This is a genomic window from Fundicoccus culcitae, assembly GCF_024661895.1.
GTDB classification, from domain to species: Bacteria; Bacillota; Bacilli; order Lactobacillales; family Aerococcaceae; genus Fundicoccus_A; species Fundicoccus_A culcitae.
Genome location: NZ_CP102453.1, coordinates 463,189 through 480,564 on the forward strand (window position 1 = coordinate 463,189; position 17,376 = coordinate 480,564).

General features: G+C 36.4%; 19 protein-coding genes, 1 pseudogene, 1 riboswitch and 1 other annotated feature. Of the genes and pseudogenes, 7 read left to right on the forward strand and 13 right to left on the reverse strand.

The annotated features are described in order from the left end of the window. Positions 1-35 precede the first annotated feature (35 nt). The 3 genes from NRE15_RS02205 to NRE15_RS02215 are packed head-to-tail and all read left to right on the forward strand — an operon-like array spanning position 36 to position 2,238. Positions 36-1,697 (forward strand): FAD-dependent oxidoreductase, encoded by a 1,662-nt coding sequence (locus tag NRE15_RS02205; protein ID WP_313793987.1) that lies wholly within the window; start codon positions 36-38, stop codon positions 1,695-1,697. Then, on the forward strand, positions 1,684-1,977 hold the full coding sequence (locus NRE15_RS02210) for a rhodanese-like domain-containing protein (RefSeq protein WP_313793988.1): 294 nt from the start codon (positions 1,684-1,686) through the stop codon (positions 1,975-1,977). The genes NRE15_RS02205 and NRE15_RS02210 overlap by 14 nt, the downstream gene beginning before the upstream one ends. 3 nt (positions 1,978-1,980) lie before the next feature. Further along, positions 1,981-2,238, forward strand: coding sequence for a metal-sensitive transcriptional regulator (locus tag NRE15_RS02215; RefSeq protein ID WP_313793989.1), 258 nt, complete (start codon positions 1,981-1,983; stop codon positions 2,236-2,238). A gap of 92 nt (positions 2,239-2,330) precedes the next feature. On the opposite strand, the gene NRE15_RS02220 is transcribed toward NRE15_RS02215, so the two are convergent. Then, positions 2,331-2,693, reverse strand: coding sequence for a metal-dependent transcriptional regulator (locus NRE15_RS02220; protein ID WP_313793990.1), 363 nt, complete (start codon positions 2,691-2,693; stop codon positions 2,331-2,333). A gap of 153 nt (positions 2,694-2,846) precedes the next feature. On the opposite strand from NRE15_RS02220, the gene NRE15_RS02225 reads away from it, so the two are divergent. The 4 genes from NRE15_RS02225 to NRE15_RS02240 are packed head-to-tail and all read left to right on the forward strand — an operon-like array spanning position 2,847 to position 6,260. Then, a complete protein-coding gene (locus NRE15_RS02225; RefSeq protein ID WP_313793991.1) occupies positions 2,847-3,767 on the forward strand; it encodes a metal ABC transporter solute-binding protein, Zn/Mn family in 921 nt (306 codons plus the stop codon). Positions 3,768-3,793: 26 nt separating this feature from the next. Further along, positions 3,794-4,552 carry a metal ABC transporter ATP-binding protein gene (locus NRE15_RS02230; protein WP_313793992.1) on the forward strand — a complete coding sequence of 253 codons (759 nt, stop codon included), beginning with the start codon at positions 3,794-3,796 and terminating at the stop codon, positions 4,550-4,552. Then, positions 4,549-5,421, forward strand: a complete 873-nt coding sequence (locus NRE15_RS02235; RefSeq protein ID WP_313793993.1) for a metal ABC transporter permease — start codon at positions 4,549-4,551, stop codon at positions 5,419-5,421. The genes NRE15_RS02230 and NRE15_RS02235 overlap by 4 nt, the downstream gene beginning before the upstream one ends. Next, positions 5,418-6,260 carry a metal ABC transporter permease gene (locus tag NRE15_RS02240; RefSeq protein ID WP_313793994.1) on the forward strand — a complete coding sequence of 281 codons (843 nt, stop codon included), beginning with the start codon at positions 5,418-5,420 and terminating at the stop codon, positions 6,258-6,260. Before NRE15_RS02235 ends, NRE15_RS02240 begins: the two co-directional genes overlap by 4 nt. Positions 6,261-6,348: 88 nt before the next feature. Here the strand turns inward: NRE15_RS02240 and NRE15_RS02245 are convergent, their stop codons facing one another. From NRE15_RS02245 to mgtA, 12 genes and pseudogenes are all read right to left on the reverse strand, one after another. Continuing rightward, positions 6,349-6,618, reverse strand: coding sequence for a cytochrome b5 domain-containing protein (locus NRE15_RS02245; protein ID WP_313794930.1), 270 nt, complete (start codon positions 6,616-6,618; stop codon positions 6,349-6,351). Positions 6,619-6,666: 48 nt separating this feature from the next. Next, positions 6,667-7,266: pseudogene (locus NRE15_RS14590) on the reverse strand (hypothetical protein); the annotation flags it as partial. Positions 7,267-7,336: 70 nt separating this feature from the next. Next, entirely contained in the window at positions 7,337-8,152 is an 816-nt protein-coding gene (locus NRE15_RS02250; RefSeq protein WP_313793995.1) for a MetQ/NlpA family ABC transporter substrate-binding protein, read from the reverse strand. Between the two features lie 29 nt (positions 8,153-8,181). Continuing rightward, positions 8,182-8,862, reverse strand: a complete 681-nt coding sequence (locus NRE15_RS02255) for a methionine ABC transporter permease (protein WP_313793996.1) — start codon at positions 8,860-8,862, stop codon at positions 8,182-8,184. Beyond that, entirely contained in the window at positions 8,831-9,889 is a 1,059-nt protein-coding gene (locus tag NRE15_RS02260) for a methionine ABC transporter ATP-binding protein (protein ID WP_313793997.1), read from the reverse strand. The genes NRE15_RS02255 and NRE15_RS02260 overlap by 32 nt, the downstream gene beginning before the upstream one ends. A gap of 2 nt (positions 9,890-9,891) precedes the next feature. Then, positions 9,892-11,091 carry a M20 family metallopeptidase gene (locus NRE15_RS02265; protein ID WP_313793998.1) on the reverse strand — a complete coding sequence of 400 codons (1,200 nt, stop codon included), beginning with the start codon at positions 11,089-11,091 and terminating at the stop codon, positions 9,892-9,894. Positions 11,092-11,169: 78 nt separating this feature from the next. Further along, positions 11,170-11,399: a binding site (T-box leader), on the reverse strand. Positions 11,400-11,537: 138 nt separating this feature from the next. After that, the gene (locus tag NRE15_RS02270) at positions 11,538-12,164 is read right to left on the reverse strand and encodes a thermonuclease family protein (RefSeq protein ID WP_313793999.1); all 627 of its coding nucleotides are present in this window, start codon (positions 12,162-12,164) and stop codon (positions 11,538-11,540) included. Between the two features lie 17 nt (positions 12,165-12,181). After that, a complete protein-coding gene (locus NRE15_RS02275; RefSeq protein ID WP_313794000.1) occupies positions 12,182-12,565 on the reverse strand; it encodes a PH domain-containing protein in 384 nt (127 codons plus the stop codon). Positions 12,566-12,592: 27 nt separating this feature from the next. Beyond that, entirely contained in the window at positions 12,593-13,003 is a 411-nt protein-coding gene (locus NRE15_RS02280; RefSeq protein WP_313794001.1) for a hypothetical protein, read from the reverse strand. Then, on the reverse strand, positions 12,996-13,517 hold the full coding sequence (locus tag NRE15_RS02285; RefSeq protein ID WP_313794002.1) for a hypothetical protein: 522 nt from the start codon (positions 13,515-13,517) through the stop codon (positions 12,996-12,998). Before NRE15_RS02285 ends, NRE15_RS02280 begins: the two co-directional genes overlap by 8 nt. Then, positions 13,510-14,040, reverse strand: coding sequence for a MotA/TolQ/ExbB proton channel family protein (locus tag NRE15_RS02290; protein ID WP_313794003.1), 531 nt, complete (start codon positions 14,038-14,040; stop codon positions 13,510-13,512). The genes NRE15_RS02285 and NRE15_RS02290 overlap by 8 nt, the downstream gene beginning before the upstream one ends. Before the next feature lie 76 nt (positions 14,041-14,116). Beyond that, a complete protein-coding gene (gene mgtA, locus NRE15_RS02295; RefSeq protein ID WP_313794004.1) occupies positions 14,117-16,756 on the reverse strand; it encodes a magnesium-translocating P-type ATPase in 2,640 nt (879 codons plus the stop codon). 314 nt (positions 16,757-17,070) lie between these two features. After that, positions 17,071-17,249, reverse strand: a riboswitch (M-box (ykoK) riboswitch). Positions 17,250-17,376: the final 127 nt, after the last annotated feature.

Consider the following 17,376-nt stretch of genomic DNA (forward strand, 5'->3'; position numbering starts at 1 on the left):
ACCCCGTAGGGTATTTTTATATAGGAGGAATTGATTTGAAAAAAATAATTATTGTGGGTGGTGTAGCTGGTGGAATGTCTGCTGCAACCCGTTTACGTCGTTTAATGGAAGATGCTGAAATCATCGTTATGGAAAAAGGTCCTTATGTTTCGTTTGCAAATTGTGGATTACCTTATCATATATCTGGTGAAATTGAAGATCGTTCAGATTTAATTGTCCAAACGCCTGAAGCACTCAAAGCTCGTTTTGAATTAGATATCAGAACTGAAAGTGAAGTGCTTAAAATTAATCCAGAAGCTAAAACGGTTGAAGTGAATCATTTAGGGGATATTTATTTAGAGTCTTACGATGAACTGATTTTGTCTCCAGGAGCTAAACCATTTATCCCGGATATTAAAGGCTTGGATCAAGCTGATAATGTATTTGGATTACGTAATGTACCTGATTTGGATCGTATCATGTCTCAAGTTAATCAAGCGGATGTCAAAGAAGCGGTCGTTGTTGGTGCAGGTTTTATTGGATTAGAAGTGGCTGAAAATTTAGCAAAACGTGGATTGAATATCACTTTAGTTGAGATGGCACCGCATGTATTGCCACCTTTAGATGAAGAAATGGCTATTTACGTGCAAAATGAACTCCAAAATAATGGTGTCACTGTAATCACAGGACAATCTGCCAATGAATTTAAAAACAATGGAAAAGAAGTTGTCTTAACGAATGGGGATGTTTTACCGTCAGATTTAACCATCTTATCTGTTGGAGTAAGACCTGAGAATGAATTAGCTGCTTCAGCTGGCATAGAGTTAGGTATGCGTGGTGGAATTGTCGTAGATGAAAACTACCAAACGAGTCAGCCGAATATTTATGCTGTTGGAGATGCAATTATCGTTAAACAACAAATTACGGGCGAAGATACCATGATTGCTTTGGCTTCACCGGCTAACCGACAAGGTCGTCAAGTGGCAGATGTTATTGCTGGTCTTAATCGTAAAAATAAAGGGAGCATTGGCACAGCTATTGTAAGAGTCTTCAATTTATCAGCTGCCTCCACTGGCTTAAGTGAACGTACGGCTAAATTAAGTGGTTTAAATCATGTAGCTATCCATACAACAGGCAAAAGCCATGCAAGTTATTTCCCAGCTTCTACTCCCATCGTACTTAAATTAATTTTTGATCCACAAGATGGTAAAATTTTAGGTGCTCAAGCTATTGGTCAAAAAGGTGTTGATAAGCGCATTGATGTTATTGCAACAGCCATTAAAGGCGGCTTAACTATTTTTGATTTACCTGAATTAGAATTAACCTATGCGCCACCGTTTGGCTCAGCCAAAGACCCAGTGAATATGATTGGCTATGCAGCAAGCAATATAGCTGAAGGATTAAGTGATCATGTAGCTTGGCATGAATTAAATACCGAATTAGCTAATGGAAAGCAAATACTAGACGTACGTTCTGACGATGAATTGCTTAATGGAAAATTTGCAAATGCCGTTCAAATCCCTGTCAATGAATTGCGTGACCGTATTCACGAATTAGACCCTAATCAAGAATATATCATCTCTTGTGCAAGTGGGCAAAGAAGCTATATTGCTGAAAGAATCTTAAAACAAAAAGGATTTAAAGTTTCTAATTTAGATGGTGGTTTTTCACTTTATCAAACAGTAAGACCGGAGGAAATCATTTATGCAAACAATTAGTGCTGATGAATTTTATCAAAAAAGCAAAAAAGACCAACTAAATATCATTGATGTTCGTGAAGCGGATGAATTTGCATCGGGACATATTCCTAATGCCATCAATATGCCTTTAAGTAGTTTAGCGCGTCATATCAATGATTTAGATACAAATGTTCATTATTATTTTATTTGTGCTTCGGGATCCCGCTCCAATATGGCAGCTACTGCTCTATCAAAAAATGGCTTTAATATTACCAATGTTTTAGGAGGCATGTCAGCTTGGAAAGGAGAAGTTGTATAGTTTATGCATTGTGATAAAAAAACAATTAATCGTTTAAAACGGGCAGAAGGTCAACTACGCGGAATTCAAAAAATGATTGAAGATGAAAAAGAATGTGCCGATATTATCACCCAATTAAGTGCAGTCCGTTCAAGTATTGATCGGACGATGGGAATCATTGTCGCAGAAAACTTAAAAGAATGTTTGAATAACCCAGCCGAAGACCCAGAAAAACAAAATCAAAAAATCGAACAAGCGGTTCAACTCATTGTACGAAAATAGCAATCACATTTTAGTCCCTTGTCCCCTTCTGACATACAGAAGCGTGGCAAGGGATTATTTTTTTGCGATTAGATGACTTTATTTAATAGCTTTCACTTTTGATAGTCGATAAAACGGGCTAAGCGATCAGCTAAATCTAAGGGTGTAGCATGCTCCAGTATTTCAGCCAACTCATGAACTTCATCCTTCGAATATTGCAACTTTGTTTCAAGAAAATATTCCCAGATCTCATGTTTACGAATTAAGTCTACTGCCATTCTTTCCCCTGATTCCGTCAAAACACCTCCGTGATAAGGTTTATATTCAACTAAACCTTCTACAGAAAGCTTTGAAATCATCTCACTGACCGATGGCGGCGCAACACCTAGCCCCTTTGCGATTTCTTTATTAGACACATATTCACCTTTGCCATGTTCATAAATAAATTTCACATAATCTTCACGACTTTGCGACATGGTCTCACCTCTTTTCTTTATAAAATTATTTTATCATGTTTTTATCTGTATAACAAAATAAATTTAGGCGCGCCTATTGACTTAAAATAAATAATCCGCTAGACTATTTTTAGGTATACCTAAACATTTAAAAAGTTACAAGGAGTGGTTTTAATGAAAATGATAAAAACAATCAAAACGTGTTGCCTTAGTTTGTTATTAATGCTTTGTTTATTGCCTCTGCAAGCAATTCGAGCAGAAGAAAAACCAACGGTTACAGTATCGACAAGTTTTATCGAAGATATCGTACAAAAAATAACAGATGATTCCGTTAATATTGAGTTAATTATCCCAAGAGGCAGTGACCCCCATTTATATAGTCCTTTAGCTAGTGATTTAGACAATATTCTGAATGCTGATTTAATTTTATATCAAGGGTTACACCTAGAGGCCCAAATGGCAGAAGTCCTTGCTGATTATGGCTATGCCGTGACACAAAATTTTAATCCCGATGATTTAATTAGTGTCAACGATGGTTCTGAAGTTGATCCTCACTATTGGTTCGATTTGAATCTTTATAAACAATCGGTTGAAGAAATTACTAACTTACTAATAGAAACATATCCTAATCAAAGTGAATTATATCAAAACAACTCAAACCAATATTTAGCCGAACTAGATGAACTACAACTCTGGGTTGAAGACAAATTAGAAGAACTTCCAGTTGAAAATCGGATTCTAGTTACACCTCATGATGCTTATGCTTATTTTGCAAGAAATTATGCTTTTCAAGTTTATGCACCGCAAGGAATTAGTACAGAATCAGAAGTTTCGAACGAACAAATCATTCAAACGGTTGATTTCGTCGTTAATCATCAAGTACCCGCCATCTTTTTGGACACTACGTCTAATCCTCAAGCAATGACAAAGCTACAAGAAGGCATTGCTCAAAAAGGTCATGAAGTTAAAATTGTTGGGGGTGAAGGCCAAGAGCTCTACTCTGATTCATTAGCACCAAGTGGACAAGAAAATGATACTTTCATCAAAATGTATCAACATAATGTTAACTTAATTGTCGAAAATCTAACAAAATAACACCGTTTTAAGGAAGTGATTAAATCTTGACCTCAATTATTACAATCAAAAATTTAAGTGTTGATTACCAACAAACACGGGCTATCGATCAAATTACCTTAGCCATCCCTATGCACGTTCGGGCTGCCATTATCGGTCCGAATGGTGCGGGTAAATCTACTTTGTTAAAAGCCATTATGAATTTGATACCGACTCAAGTGGATAAGCTAACTATTTTTGATTCACCTGTCCAAAAAGTGCTCCATCGTATCGCTTATGTTCCGCAAACCTCAGAAGTAAACTGGAATTTTCCAACAACCGTTTATGATGTTGTTTTAATGGGAATATCATCCAACCGCTGGATTTTCCATAAAATTAAAGCGCAAGATCGTGAAAAAGTGGACGATGCTATTCAAAAAATGTCCTTATACGATATTAAACATCGTAATATTAACCAACTATCTGGTGGTCAGAAACAAAGGGTCTTTATTGCTAGGGCAATTGCTCAAGATGCCGACTTGTATTTATTAGATGAGCCTTTAGCAGGTGTTGACATGTATAGTGAAAAAATAATCATGGATCAGTTTAGTAAATTCCAAAAAGAAGGTAAAACCTCTCTAACGGTTCACCATGATTTAAACACTGTCTCAAGCTATTTTGATTCCGTTATTATGCTAAACAAAATACTGATTGCAAATGGTCCCATTGATACGACATTTACAGCTGAAAATATTAATCAAACCTATTATGGTTCACGCCAGATTGTTGACGCTGTTTATGAAGAAACAGGAGTGATTCACTCATGATTTTCGACTATTTCTTTTGGGTGGTAGCCTTAGGTACAATGATTTTAGGCTTTACGGCTGGCGTGATTGGTACGACCATTGTGATTGAAAAACAAAGTCAATTAGGCGATACAATTGGCCATGCAGTCTATCCAGGTATCATTGCAGCTTTTATGATCTTTCAAACAAGAAAAACGATCGTGTTACTTGCAGGTGCTATTGTCGTTGGCTTGATTGCTTTTTGGCTCATTCAATTCATACAAAAGCATACATCATTTGCCTTTGAAAGTATCTTAGCTCTTGTACTTTCTTCTTTCTTTAGTTTAGGCTTACTACTATATAGTGTGGTTCAAAACAATCCTGCATTTCAAACCGTCAATTTCGCAGGTTTAAAAAACTATATCATGGGACAAGCAGCCTATATGGTTCGTTCTGATGTTGAATTAATTATCATGGTTTGTCTAATTGTTTTGGCTATTTTTATTCTGTTTTACCCAAAAATTAAAATCACTTTATTTGATAAAGTCTTTGCTCAAAGCATTGGGATTAATCAACGTCGGATTAGTCAATTGCTCTTATTAATGAGCTTATTTCTTATCGTAGTTGGCTTACAAGCAGTGGGTGCCATTTTAATCAGCAGTATGTTAGTTGCACCGGCTACCGCTGCCAAACAATGGACAAATAGTTATCCCAAAATGCTTATTATTAGTGGTTTAATTGGAATGGTTGCAGCCTTTATTGGTACACTTATTAGTACTTATGTGTCAAAAATTGCTACTGGCCCTATGATTGTCATTGTCCTATCCTTAATTAGCTTATTTTCTATTTTATTGTCACCTAACGGATGGTTGTTCTCTTACTTCAAGCATCACAAAGGAGGCAACGTATGATCCAAATCTTATTTGTTTTGATAGCCGTTTCAGTTGCTACCAGTTTAATAGGTAGCTTATTACTATTAAGGGAAAGCTTAATGGTTGCTGATGCAATTTCACATACCATATTATTAGGTATCGTTCTTGCCTATATATTCACGCGCGACCTATCTTCACCTTGGTTAATTTTTGGTGCTGCTGCATTTGGACTTTTTACCGTTATTACTATTGAAGGCTTAAACCAAACGGGACAAATTGAAAATGATGCGTCGATTGGGCTTGTTTTCCCTTTTTTCTTTTCCATCGCTGTCGTCATTATTTCCAAATATTTTTCTGATGTGCATTTAGATATTGACATGGTTCTGTTAGGTCAAGTAGAATTATCCCCTTTAAAGAGAACGGAATTTCTAGGCATACAAATACCCACGGCCCTTTTGCAGGGCATAATGATATCGTTGGTCAATTTACTGTTTATTCTCATCTTTTACAAACCATTAAAAATTCGTCTATTTGATCCTATTTATGCTCAGTCCATTGGAATCAAAGTAAAATGGCTTGATCTTATAATGATGAGTCTTGTATCTTTAACAGCAGTCACTTCTTTTGAAAGCGTCGGTTCTAAATTAGTTATTGCTTTAATGGCAGCACCAGCAATGACAGCAAGATTATTGACAAGACACTTTGCAAGTTTCATCGCTTTATCTGTGGTGTTTGCCCTGCTTAATTCCGTCCTTGGCTATTATTTAGGAGTTAACTTTAACACTTCAATTTCGGCAATGGTAGCCGTAACCTCTTTTGTCGTCTTTTTAATCGTTTTGCTTGTGACAAAAATGCCTAAGTTACACAAACAAATATGAAAATAAACAAAAAAGCACTGGATAAATTAAGCAAATTAACCAGTGCTTTTATACTATTTATTGCTTCAGTAATCGTTTGAAATTTAATCTACTCAAACTTACCTGCAACAGGTAAAGCTTCTAAAAAGGCTGTGTCATGTGGTGATTCATCGTTAAAGATGTCTGTTGCATCCGTTCCGGCTGTCACCTTCCCTTGATGTTCGCCACCTTCCCAAGCAGCGAAATTCGTTACATCATAGACAGTGCCATCAACCGCAATATATGCTGGATTACCATCTTGTCCATTAAAAGTAGCCAATTCTTCAGCTGAGAATACATAATCAACGTGACGACCAACGACTTTTAAAGTCGCTAACAAGGCATCTTCATGAGGCGATTCACCCGTAAAGGCTTCCGTTGCATCAGTTCCAGCTTCTACCCCATTGTGTACGCCACCTTCCCAAGCAGCAGAGTCAGTCATATCATAGACAATGCCTCTTACAGCTACTAAGATAGGTAGTTCTTCATTTTCACCATTGAAATTAGCTAATAAATCAGTTGTAATTTCCCAATCAGCATAAATACCTACGCGTTCTAAACCTGCTAAAGTATCTAATGCATGCGGTGATTCAATAAACATAGCGGATGCGTCGGTTCCAACTTGAGCCCCATAATGCTCGCCACCTTCCCAGGCTGCATTATCCGTTACATCATAGACAAAACCAAAAACAGCTACATGTGCTGGATTGCCATCTTGTCCATTAGCAGCGGTTAGATCCGCTTTTGTTACTAAAGGTAAGCCTTCAACTTCAGCTGCGTCTTCTTCTGTTTCAGTGGCTTCTTCTGTATCTGCTTCAGCTTCTTCAGTCGCTTCTTCTTCCACAACTTCTTCTGTAGTATCCTCAGATTCATCTTGAGCATTGACGGCATATGGCGCATAAGTCATTAAAGACAAAGCACTAAGAGACACTAATAGATATTTGATCAATGATTTTTTCACACTATCCATCTCCTTTTTTAATTTCATTATGACATTATCATAAAAGAATGCGTCCTAGGATGCAATTGAAAAGCCTTTAAAAAACTATACAAATTATTTATTCCCATGCTGGAACAGATGTTCCATTTGATTCCTCTGCAATTATCTCTTTAACTTCATCCGTTTGATATAATTCAACTAAACGGTTGTAAACTTCGTTATCTTTATCTTCTGTTCTTACAACAATGACATTGATATAAGGATTTTCACCGGCTGTTGCTTCTTCAATTTCTAGTGCTTGATCAACTGTAAAACCTGCATTAGATGCTACACCTGAATTGACTGCCGCAAAAGTGACATCTGGTAGTGTCGCTGGAATATTCGTTGCTGCTAATTCAATAATTTCAATGTCAACCAAATAGTTCGTGATATCATTAATGGTTGGTGTTAATTCAGCCGCTGGATCAATTTCAATGAAACCATGTGTTTCTAATAATTTTAAGGCACGACCTCCATTCGTCGTATCATCAGGTATAGCTACAATATCGCCATCTTTTACTTCGGATAAATCGGTTATTTTTTCAGAATAGAAAGCCAAAGGAGCAAATACAGTTTCACCAATGACAGTGATATCATAATCAAACTCTTCAATTTCTTTTTCTAAATAAATATGATGCTGGAAAGCATTAATATCAATTTCCTTTTCGGCTAAAGCCCGGTTAGGTAGAGGGTAACTATCAAAATAAAGTAATTCTAAATTAATTCCTTCCTTGGCAGCTTCTTCTTTAATATAATTCCATACTTTGGAGTCTGAACCCGTTAACCCAATTTTAACATCAACAGTATCTTGTGCTTGAACAGTCCCATTCGACACGACAATAAGAGAAAATAGAGCTACGATAACAACAAAGATATTTTTAATAAATTTTTTCATCAATAAACAATCCTTTCAAATTTCACATTTTAATGTGTTGTTTTTTCAATAACGATATCGCCAATTAACTGAATAATTAAAACAAAAAATAAAATTAACAAAATACATACAATCATTATGTCGTTATAGTATCGTTGATAACCATAACGCAAAACAAATGAACCAATGCCTCCAGCACCTACCGCCCCTCCCATAGCAGTCAATCCTAATAAACTAATGGCTGTAATCGTGGTAGAACGAGCAATGGCTGGAATCGATTCAGGTAGATAGATTCTAAAGATAATACCTAAGTTAGAGACACCCATTGCTTTGGCTGCTTCAATTAAACCTGGATCTATAGATGATAAGGCTAAATCAATTTGGCGGGTAAAAAAGGGTACACATCCAAGAACCAATGGGAAAATGGCCCCTTTGACACCGATTGAAGTTCCAGCAATCATCCGTGTTACAGGAATCATAAAAGCAATTAAAATAATAAATGGTATCGAACGAAAAACATTAACAAACACATCGATGGTTGTATTTATTAAGCGGTTGGGGGTTATTCCATTCGGCTTAGTGATGACGAATATGACACCTAGTAGTAAACCTAATACAAATGAGATTATGCCTGATAGACTAAACATTTGTATGGTCTCAATAATACTTTTAATAAATTCATCCCAAAAGGTAACTAAATTAGGCGCCCACGGTTCTAAGATTGTCTGCATTCTTCAATACCTCCACTCTAATTTGTTGATTAGATAAAAACTCCAACGCTTGTCGTTGCTTATGAATATCACCCTCAATAATAACGACTAAACTCCCAATAATTGTTTCTTGAACGATATCGACATCCGCAAAAATAATACTGGCTTTAATCCCAAATTGAAGAGAAGCTTCAGCAATTAGTGCCTCTTTGGTATTTTGACCATAAAAATCAAAGCGAATGAGACGTTGATTATCTTCAAGCTTAACAATATTGGAATTTTCTGCTAATAAATCATCAATTTTAGACATATTATTCACGCTATTAATAAAATCTTTGGTAATTTCTTGTTGAGGTTGGACAAACACATTAAGTACCGAACCTTTTTCCACTACATGACCCTTGTCCATAATCGCAACTTTATTACAAATGGACTTCACCACATGCATTTCATGCGTGATAATAACGATGGTTAATTGTAGCTTTTTGTTTAAATCTTTCAATAACGTTAAAATAGATTGCGTTGTTTGAGGATCTAAGGCTGAAGTAGCTTCGTCACATAGTAAAATAGTAGGATCATTGGCTAAAGCGCGTGCTATAGCAACCCGTTGCTTTTGCCCGCCTGATAACTGTGAGGGATAGGCATTGGCTTTATCCGCTAAACCAACTAATTCTAGCAAAGACTCCACTTTTTCACGAATTTCAGATTTAGAAAATTGTTGATATTGTAAGGGGAAAGCGACATTTTCAAACACGGTTCGTGCACTTAATAAATTAAAATGCTGGAAGATCATGCCTATTTTATGACGTTTTTGGCGTAATTGCTTGTCCGGATATAACATCAAATCCTCACCATCAATTTTCACTTCGCCACTTTCAGGTCGTTCAAGCAAATTAATGCATCGCACTAAAGTGCTTTTGCCCGCCCCGCTATATCCAATAATCCCATAAATATCGCCTGTTTCAATGGTTAAATTGACATTTTGAACGGCATGAACGATGCCTTGCTTGGTCGAAAAAGTCTTATTAACATTTATTAATTCAATCATGCCTATTCACCTGCAGCTTGTTTTTCTAATTGTGCTTGATGTTCTGTTTTAATTGAATTTAATAAAGTCTGATCAACGATTAAATCATAAGCCGTTTTAGCTAATATATTTGCGCCTAATTGGATTGAAGCTAAGCCTTTTTCGCTTTTAGCTGCTTCTTTAAATTCAATACTATGACCGGCAATATAGTCATCTGAGATAGAAATATGCGGCTGGATGGTTGGAACAACTTGACTAATATTACCAACGTCTGTTGAACCGGCTCCTTTTTCTAATTTATTTGCTGCAACTTCAAAACCATATGCTTTCAAATGTTTAGCATAGATTGCATCAAAACTTGGTGTTGGAATTGTGTTATCCACACTGTTTTGGAACAAACCAAATTTGTAAGTCGCGCCTGTTGCTAAAGCAGCTGCTTTTACAATATTTTCAAATTTTTGATAGACATCATTTAAAGTGGTCCGTGTCGCTGCCCGTAAGTAAAATCGAGCACTGGCATGATCTGGAACCACATTAGCGACGTCACCCCCATGCGTTATCACCCCATGGATGCGTACATCATCGGTTAAATGTTCGCGTAAAGCATTCACATTATTGTAAACCGAAATGACTGCATCTAAAGCGTTAATGCCTTTTTCAGGTGCGCCTGAAGCGTGTGAAGCTTTTCCGAAGAACTCCACATCCACTGGATCATTAGCTAACGACAAACCAGTTAAACCATGTTGATATCCAGGATGAACACATAAGGCAGCATCCACATCATTTAGAAAGCCTTCTCGAACAAAACTCCCTTTCGCACTGCCGTTCTCCCCACCTTCTTCACCTGGTGTTCCGTAGACGCGAACTTCGCCACCAATGTCGTCAATGACATTTTTTAAAGCAACAGCAGCTAGAGAAGACGTAGTACCAAATAAATTATGCCCGCAAGCATGGCCAATTCCAGGCAAAGCATCGTATTCAGCTAAGAAAACAATCGTCGGTCCTTCTTTATCACTTTTATAGCGCGCATCAAATCCTGTACGGTGTCCTGCAACATCCACCGTCACATCAAAACCTTCGTCTTTTAATTGATTAGATAAAGTTTCACACGCGAAAAATTCATAATTACTCACTTCTGGTTTAGCGTGGATGGCTAAAGCCAATTCTTGATATTTGTCTAATTTTTCAGCAACCGTATTTTCTATTTTTTCATAATGACCCATGTTACATTCTCCTCAAAAATAAATTTTTCAACAAAAAAAGTCCCATTGTAAGCCTTGATACCTAAATATCGCAACTTACAATGGGACGAAATTAATCCGTGTTACCACCCAAATTTATGTTGTTCTCACAAACAACACCTCAACAGTTCCTATGAAACCTGGCAATGTAACGGTTGCTACCGACTAAAAGGCGTTAACCTGTTAGTAACTCCGAGCTCATCTTCATTTATTTTCTCAATACCCGTTCGCACCATTCCGGGTTCTCTTTAATTGATCCGATAAATTACTCTTCTCTTCAAAGTAATAAAGTTATAATTTAAATGTTAAAACGATTATAGTGGGTTAAAATTAGAAAGTCAACAAGAAATTTAAATAATTCTCATTTAATTTTTAAGATACATTGAAATTTTTACAATGAAATCGGACAACCATTATTTATTTTAACTTCATTCCCAAATATTTAACTGCTGGTCTTGTGCGTTTCTTTCTGCTTCTCTTAACGCTTGTTCTCGCGAAACATTCGGTGGATTTAAGTAGCGCACAGTTGCTAACCCTTCTTCAACCAAGGCTTCATTTACAAAAATTTCATCAGCATAAACATAGGCTAAGGCACGATCATAATTATCGGTATAAGGACCTACATCAAATTCAAGATAGACTTGATCAGCTTGTGTTAAATAATTGATATTCGCTTCTTTTGCTTCTTCCGCAAAGGGATCAGGTTGATGGGTGTCATAATTCATCTCAGGTGTATCAATAATCAAATAACGCACGTTGATACGATGATTATTAAGCTCCACCACAATGGTATCACCATCTCTGGCTGAAACAAAATCAACGGGGACTAACATTTCTTTAGGTAATACCTCGAAGTTGGAACCATTAAAGGCACTTGTTTCTACAACTGTGAGGTCATTTGACGTCGTATTATTATCTCCAAAAATACCATCCAAATCAAAAATGCCTAAAAAACCAGCGATTAAAAGAATGACAATTAATAGACTATTGCGTTTATTTCCTTTTAACGACGCAAATAGTTGCTCTAAACTATTTGTAGTATTTCTCTTAGCCACATGTAAACCTCCAAAACCTAATTCAATATCTCTTCAGCTAACAATTTACCAATATTATACACATGATCCTTGTTACGTCCCATTTCTAATTTAACAACAGGTTCACTAGCACTAGAAATATACAATTCAATTTCTGAATCCAAATCGTTCACTCCAGCAGTCTCAATAACAAAATGACTGATGGATTTATAAGGAATGTTTTGAATTTGTTTTTTAGTCCCAGTCGCCCCTTGAATATCAACTAGAATGAGTCGTTTATTAGTGAAAATGACCAAGTCACGGACCAATTTATAAGTACTAACAATCTCCTCATTTGAAACTAACAATCGTTCAACCATTTTTTCTGCTTGCTGATTATCAACTTTCCCTGCTTGACCTGTTAGACGATCAAATAATGACATTAACATCTTCCTTTCGTAATATGACTATTATTGTAAATGTGTCTCGATATAGGTCCGTTCACTATTATTTAACGCTTCAATAACCGCATCATAAGAAGCTTTAATAGCTGATTGATCCGTCACCGTATACTGTACCTCTGGATCGGTATTAATAATATTGTCGTTTAAGGTTTCTTCATCAACCACTTCATCGTTCCAAAAAATCGTATTTTCATTGATTGTTATATGAACTGTTTCTACCGCATTTGGATCATTAATCGCATTCGATGATGGATTTGTCGTTTGTTGTGTACTATTATTATTGTTCGTCCCAAACAAACTTCCCCCATCTCCAATTAATCCAAATTCATTCAAACCAAATCCAAGTAACCCAATAGCTACTAGACCGGTTAGAACAAGACCACCTTTGCTTTTCTTTTTTCCATTATTTTTACTCATCCGCTGTACTCCTTTGTTGATTCAATAATTCGCCCTCAACCATTTCTTCACGATAAACGATGGTTTGCTCTGACAATGCGTCGAGGTTGGTAATAGCATTAACCATGTTTAAATAATCTTGATAATAAATCGTATCATTATTATAACTGAAAGTCACAATAATCACATCTTCTGCGTACCGACTTACTTCTTCTAATAGCCAGGTAGCTAAATCTTCTGTATCTGATTTAACGGATAGATAGTCATCTTCACCTACCGCAAAAATATTATTTTCAGTGGGGTCTGTAGGAAAGATGATATTTATTTTTCCAATCGATTCTTGGAAGGTTCTTAACCAAGCCTCTTCGGACTGAGTGGTTGGTAGTTGACTTTGTTCTAATTGGCTAACTTCGTGTTCTAAAGATTGGATAGTATCTTGATTGGCTTGTGTTTGCGTCGTTAAAATCATAAATAGTAAAATTAAAACAACATCTAAGAGTGGTGTTAAATCAACAATCATTTCACGATTAAACATTTTTTATATCACCTAGTTCGCGAGCTTGACGTGCATCTAAACGCAACAGATAGGTATTTACTTGCTGATTCCCCTGTTCAACCTTTGCCTGTAGAAAACCATTCAACGCTTTGAAAATAATCGCAAAAACGATACCCCAAAAAGTTGACGTTAAGGCAGCGAAAAACAATGCCGTTTCCATCGTCCCAACCATAGGAATAAGGGAGATAACTGTCCCTAACAAACCCATCAAAGGGAAAATCGCACAAATATTAATAAAAATCACATAATACTGATTGACTTGTTTCAGCTTCTCAGTGATGCGTCGCTCCCCATCTACACCCAGATAAAAATCGACATGTTGATTGAGTTGCTCACGGGTTTTTTTGCCTTGCGACAAATCGCCCTTAGGTTCTAACATCGTCATTAATTCATTGCTTAACTTCATACAATACCAATAAATAAACCAAGCAAATACAGCAATTAATATGATAAGGAAATCAAATTTAAAAAAATTATCGAGGATAGGTTGTAATAAACTCAAAACGGCTTCATCCTTTATTTATTTTTTGATGTCCTTATCATACCATGTTTTTATTTCAAGCCCTAACTTAAATGATTTATAACAGATCGCCATAACGCATAATATAAATCCGTTTAACGAACGTAACTAAGGCGAGGTATAAAATAATAATGATAATCATCCATAACCAGTAAGTGCCTGGTAGGGGTATTAAGCCAATTCCTTCTCCGATAGGTGTATAGGGTAAAATACTTCCAACAATCAATCCTAAGCTTGTTATTAAGATAAATAGGAAGGATGGATTACTTTCAATAAATGGCAATTTATTCGTTCTTAGGCCATAGAGTACCAACGTTTGTGACCACAGTGATAACACAAACCAACCCGTATGGAACAAACTCGCAAAAAGCGCTTGTTGCGGTTCAGCTAATTGAGTATAGCTGCCACCCATCACTGCGGGTGCAATTACAAAATACATCAAAATAAATATCACAAGATCAAACAGCGAACTAACAGGACCAAACCAGATCATAAAGCGACTAATTGATGAAGCATCCCATTTTTTTGGTTCTCTGATGTATTCGTCATCCATTTTATCCCATGGAATAGCCATACAAGCTAAGTCATAAATTAAGTTTAAAGCCAATAATTGAATAGGTAACATAGGTAAAAAAGGTAAGAAAATAGAGGCAATTAATACAGAAAACATATTTCCAAAATTAGAACTAGTTGTAATTTTAATGTACTTCATGATATTTCCAAAAATATTTCTGCCAGCAATAATGCCTTTTTCTAAAACCATTAAGTCTTTTTCAAGCAAAATTACATCGGCTGATTCTTTCGCAATATCTACTGCTGTATCAACCGAAATACCAACATCTGCAGCATGCATAGCCGGTGCGTCATTAATTCCATCCCCCATAAAGCCAACCACATGTCCATTTGCCTTCAATAGATTCGTAATATCCGCTTTTTGCGTAGGACTTAATTTAACAAAAATTGAATAATCTTCAACAGCCATAGCTAGTTCTTCTTTGGTCATAGTGGTTATGGCTTCGCCACTGAGGTATTTATTTGCTTTAATTCCAACTTGTTGACATACGGCTTGTGTGACTAAAGCATTATCCCCTGTAAGTACTTTTACATCCACTTGATGATCTTTAAGGGCTCTTAGTGCTTCAGCCGTGGAATCTTTCGGTGGATCAAGGAAGGCAAGGTAGCCAATCAGTACCATGTCAGCTTCATCTTTAATAGAAAATTCATCAATTGTCGAAGGATTCGTTTTTTGCGCCACCCCAATTACGCGAAAGCCTTCGTTATTTAAAGCGGTAACTACGGCTAAAATCTTTTCTTTCATTGTTTGATTAAGCTCTAAAATGGCACCTTTATAATCCACTAAAGTGGATACTTCCAACATTTCTTCAATAGCACCCTTGGTAATCATTTGCGTTTTACCAAAAGTATCCTGAACAACCACACTCATTCTACGACGTACAAAATCAAATGGTATTTCATCAACTTTTTCATAGCTAATTTGTTGCGTATCCAATTCTTTTTCAGCAGCTTCAATTATCGCCCGATCCATTAAGTTCTTTAAGCCCGTTTGATAAAAACTATTTAAAAAGGCATGGCGGAGTACCCGATTATCGGTTTCACCTTCTAAATTCAAGTGATATTCTAAGACGATTTTGTCTTGGGTTAATGTTCCGGTTTTGTCTGTACATAGCACATCAATCGCGCCAAAATTTTGAATTGAATTAAGGTTTTTGATGATGGTCCCTTCTTTGGCCATCGTTTTAGACCCTTTCACCAGATTAGACGTTACAATCATCGGTAACATTTCGGGGGTCAATCCAACCGCAACAGACAAACCAAACAATAATGCTTGAAGCCAATCTCCCTTGGTCATGCCATTAATTAATATCACCAAAGGTGCCATCACTGCCATAAAACGTATTAAAAGCAAGGATGTCTTATTAATTCCTATTTCAAAACTTGTTAAAGGAGGTGTCGCGGTCACATCGGTGGCTATTTGGCCAAATAGCGTCGTTTGCCCTGTCGCAATGACAATCCCTTCAGCGCTTCCACTGACCACATTGCTGCCCATAAAGGCAAGATTAGGGTGGTTAGTTGCGACATCCTCTTTTTCAATGATGGTATTGGCTTTCTTTTCAACGGGATAACTTTCACCCGTTAAGGAAGCCTGTGAAATAAATAAATCTTTCGTCGTTATAAGTCTTAAATCAGCTGGTATCATATCGCCTGCTGATAAACGAATACGATCACCTAAAACCACGTCTTCCATTGGAATTTCTTGGAATGTTCCATCGCGTTTCACAGCCGTTGTCACATTGACCATGGATTGAAGTTTTTCGGCTGCTTGATTCGATTGAACAGATTGCATCAAAGTCATCGTTCCACTAATCAAAACCAAGACCACAATGATAATCACCGTAAGTAAGTCTCTTTCACTCGTTGGTACCATCACATATTCGGTCACAAAAGAAATCATCGCTAACAAGATAAGAATTAAAGTAAATGGTGTAATGTATGCTTTTAATATCGTTAACCATAAGGGGGTTTTTTTACTTCCTTCGATTTTGTTGCTTCCATGTGTTTGTCTAATTATTTCAGCGGCTTCTGTTGTGTATCCTTGGTCGTTTACTTGATAGTTTTGTTTGAGTTCTTCTAATGTCCATTGTGCAATTATGTTATAGTCAATGTTTATTTTTTTCATTTTATTCGCCCTTCTTTCTCCAGAAATAGTTAAGCAAGAACCATGCAATTCCCAAAAATAATGTGAATTCAAAAATAAATTGCATCATAATGCCTCCTCTTTTGGAAAAATCAGCAGCTACTTCCAAGCGGTGAAAACAAATAGATAATAACTGCGCCATTTTTCCAATTTTATTAAGTTTTTTAAAATGTCCCTCTGATAATGATCATCCATTTGTTTTCACCCTCCTTTTATCTAGTGGTATTTATTTGTAAAACGAAAAAGAGCCCTCACCAATTAAGTGAGAGCCCAAAAAATAAGCACAAAAAAAGACTTTTGTGATTTCATCGTGGAGTTTCAGCACTATACAACGTAAAAAACAAGACCTACTTGTTTATAGCTATTTTGGGAAAAGCCTTAGCTCGATCAATTCCTGTCCTACCCATTAGCGTCTCTCGACATTTCTGGACAATAGCCTATGTTTGTATAGGAGCCTCACCTAACAAATCGTATTCAGTTTTACTATCTAAGCATAGCACCTATTGTTCAGGCTGTCAACATGGTTTTCAAAAAAACACGATTATATCTTAAAGTGATTGCAAATAGATATGAGTAGGTTAACATGCTCCCTATTGGTATAC

What these genes read in the sequence shown, in the direction of transcription:
- NRE15_RS02210 (WP_313793988.1), top strand. Translation starts at nt 1,684, where the DNA reads ATGCAAACAATTAGTGCTGATGAATTTTATCAAAAAAGCAAAAAAGAC.
- NRE15_RS02215 (WP_313793989.1), top strand. Translation starts at nt 1,981, where the DNA reads ATGCATTGTGATAAAAAAACAATTAATCGTTTAAAACGGGCAGAAGGT.
- NRE15_RS02220 (WP_313793990.1), bottom strand. Translation starts at nt 2,693, where the DNA reads ATGTCGCAAAGTCGTGAAGATTATGTGAAATTTATTTATGAACATGGC.
- NRE15_RS02225 (WP_313793991.1), top strand. Translation starts at nt 2,847, where the DNA reads ATGAAAATGATAAAAACAATCAAAACGTGTTGCCTTAGTTTGTTATTA.
- NRE15_RS02235 (WP_313793993.1), top strand. Translation starts at nt 4,549, where the DNA reads ATGATTTTCGACTATTTCTTTTGGGTGGTAGCCTTAGGTACAATGATT.
- NRE15_RS02240 (WP_313793994.1), top strand. Translation starts at nt 5,418, where the DNA reads ATGATCCAAATCTTATTTGTTTTGATAGCCGTTTCAGTTGCTACCAGT.
- NRE15_RS02250 (WP_313793995.1), bottom strand. Translation starts at nt 8,152, where the DNA reads ATGAAAAAATTTATTAAAAATATCTTTGTTGTTATCGTAGCTCTATTT.
- NRE15_RS02255 (WP_313793996.1), bottom strand. Translation starts at nt 8,862, where the DNA reads ATGCAGACAATCTTAGAACCGTGGGCGCCTAATTTAGTTACCTTTTGG.
- NRE15_RS02260 (WP_313793997.1), bottom strand. Translation starts at nt 9,889, where the DNA reads ATGATTGAATTAATAAATGTTAATAAGACTTTTTCGACCAAGCAAGGC.
- NRE15_RS02265 (WP_313793998.1), bottom strand. Translation starts at nt 11,091, where the DNA reads ATGGGTCATTATGAAAAAATAGAAAATACGGTTGCTGAAAAATTAGAC.
- NRE15_RS02275 (WP_313794000.1), bottom strand. Translation starts at nt 12,565, where the DNA reads ATGTCATTATTTGATCGTCTAACAGGTCAAGCAGGGAAAGTTGATAAT.
- NRE15_RS02280 (WP_313794001.1), bottom strand. Translation starts at nt 13,003, where the DNA reads ATGAGTAAAAATAATGGAAAAAAGAAAAGCAAAGGTGGTCTTGTTCTA.
- NRE15_RS02285 (WP_313794002.1), bottom strand. Translation starts at nt 13,517, where the DNA reads ATGTTTAATCGTGAAATGATTGTTGATTTAACACCACTCTTAGATGTT.
- mgtA (WP_313794004.1), bottom strand. Translation starts at nt 16,756, where the DNA reads ATGAAAAAAATAAACATTGACTATAACATAATTGCACAATGGACATTA.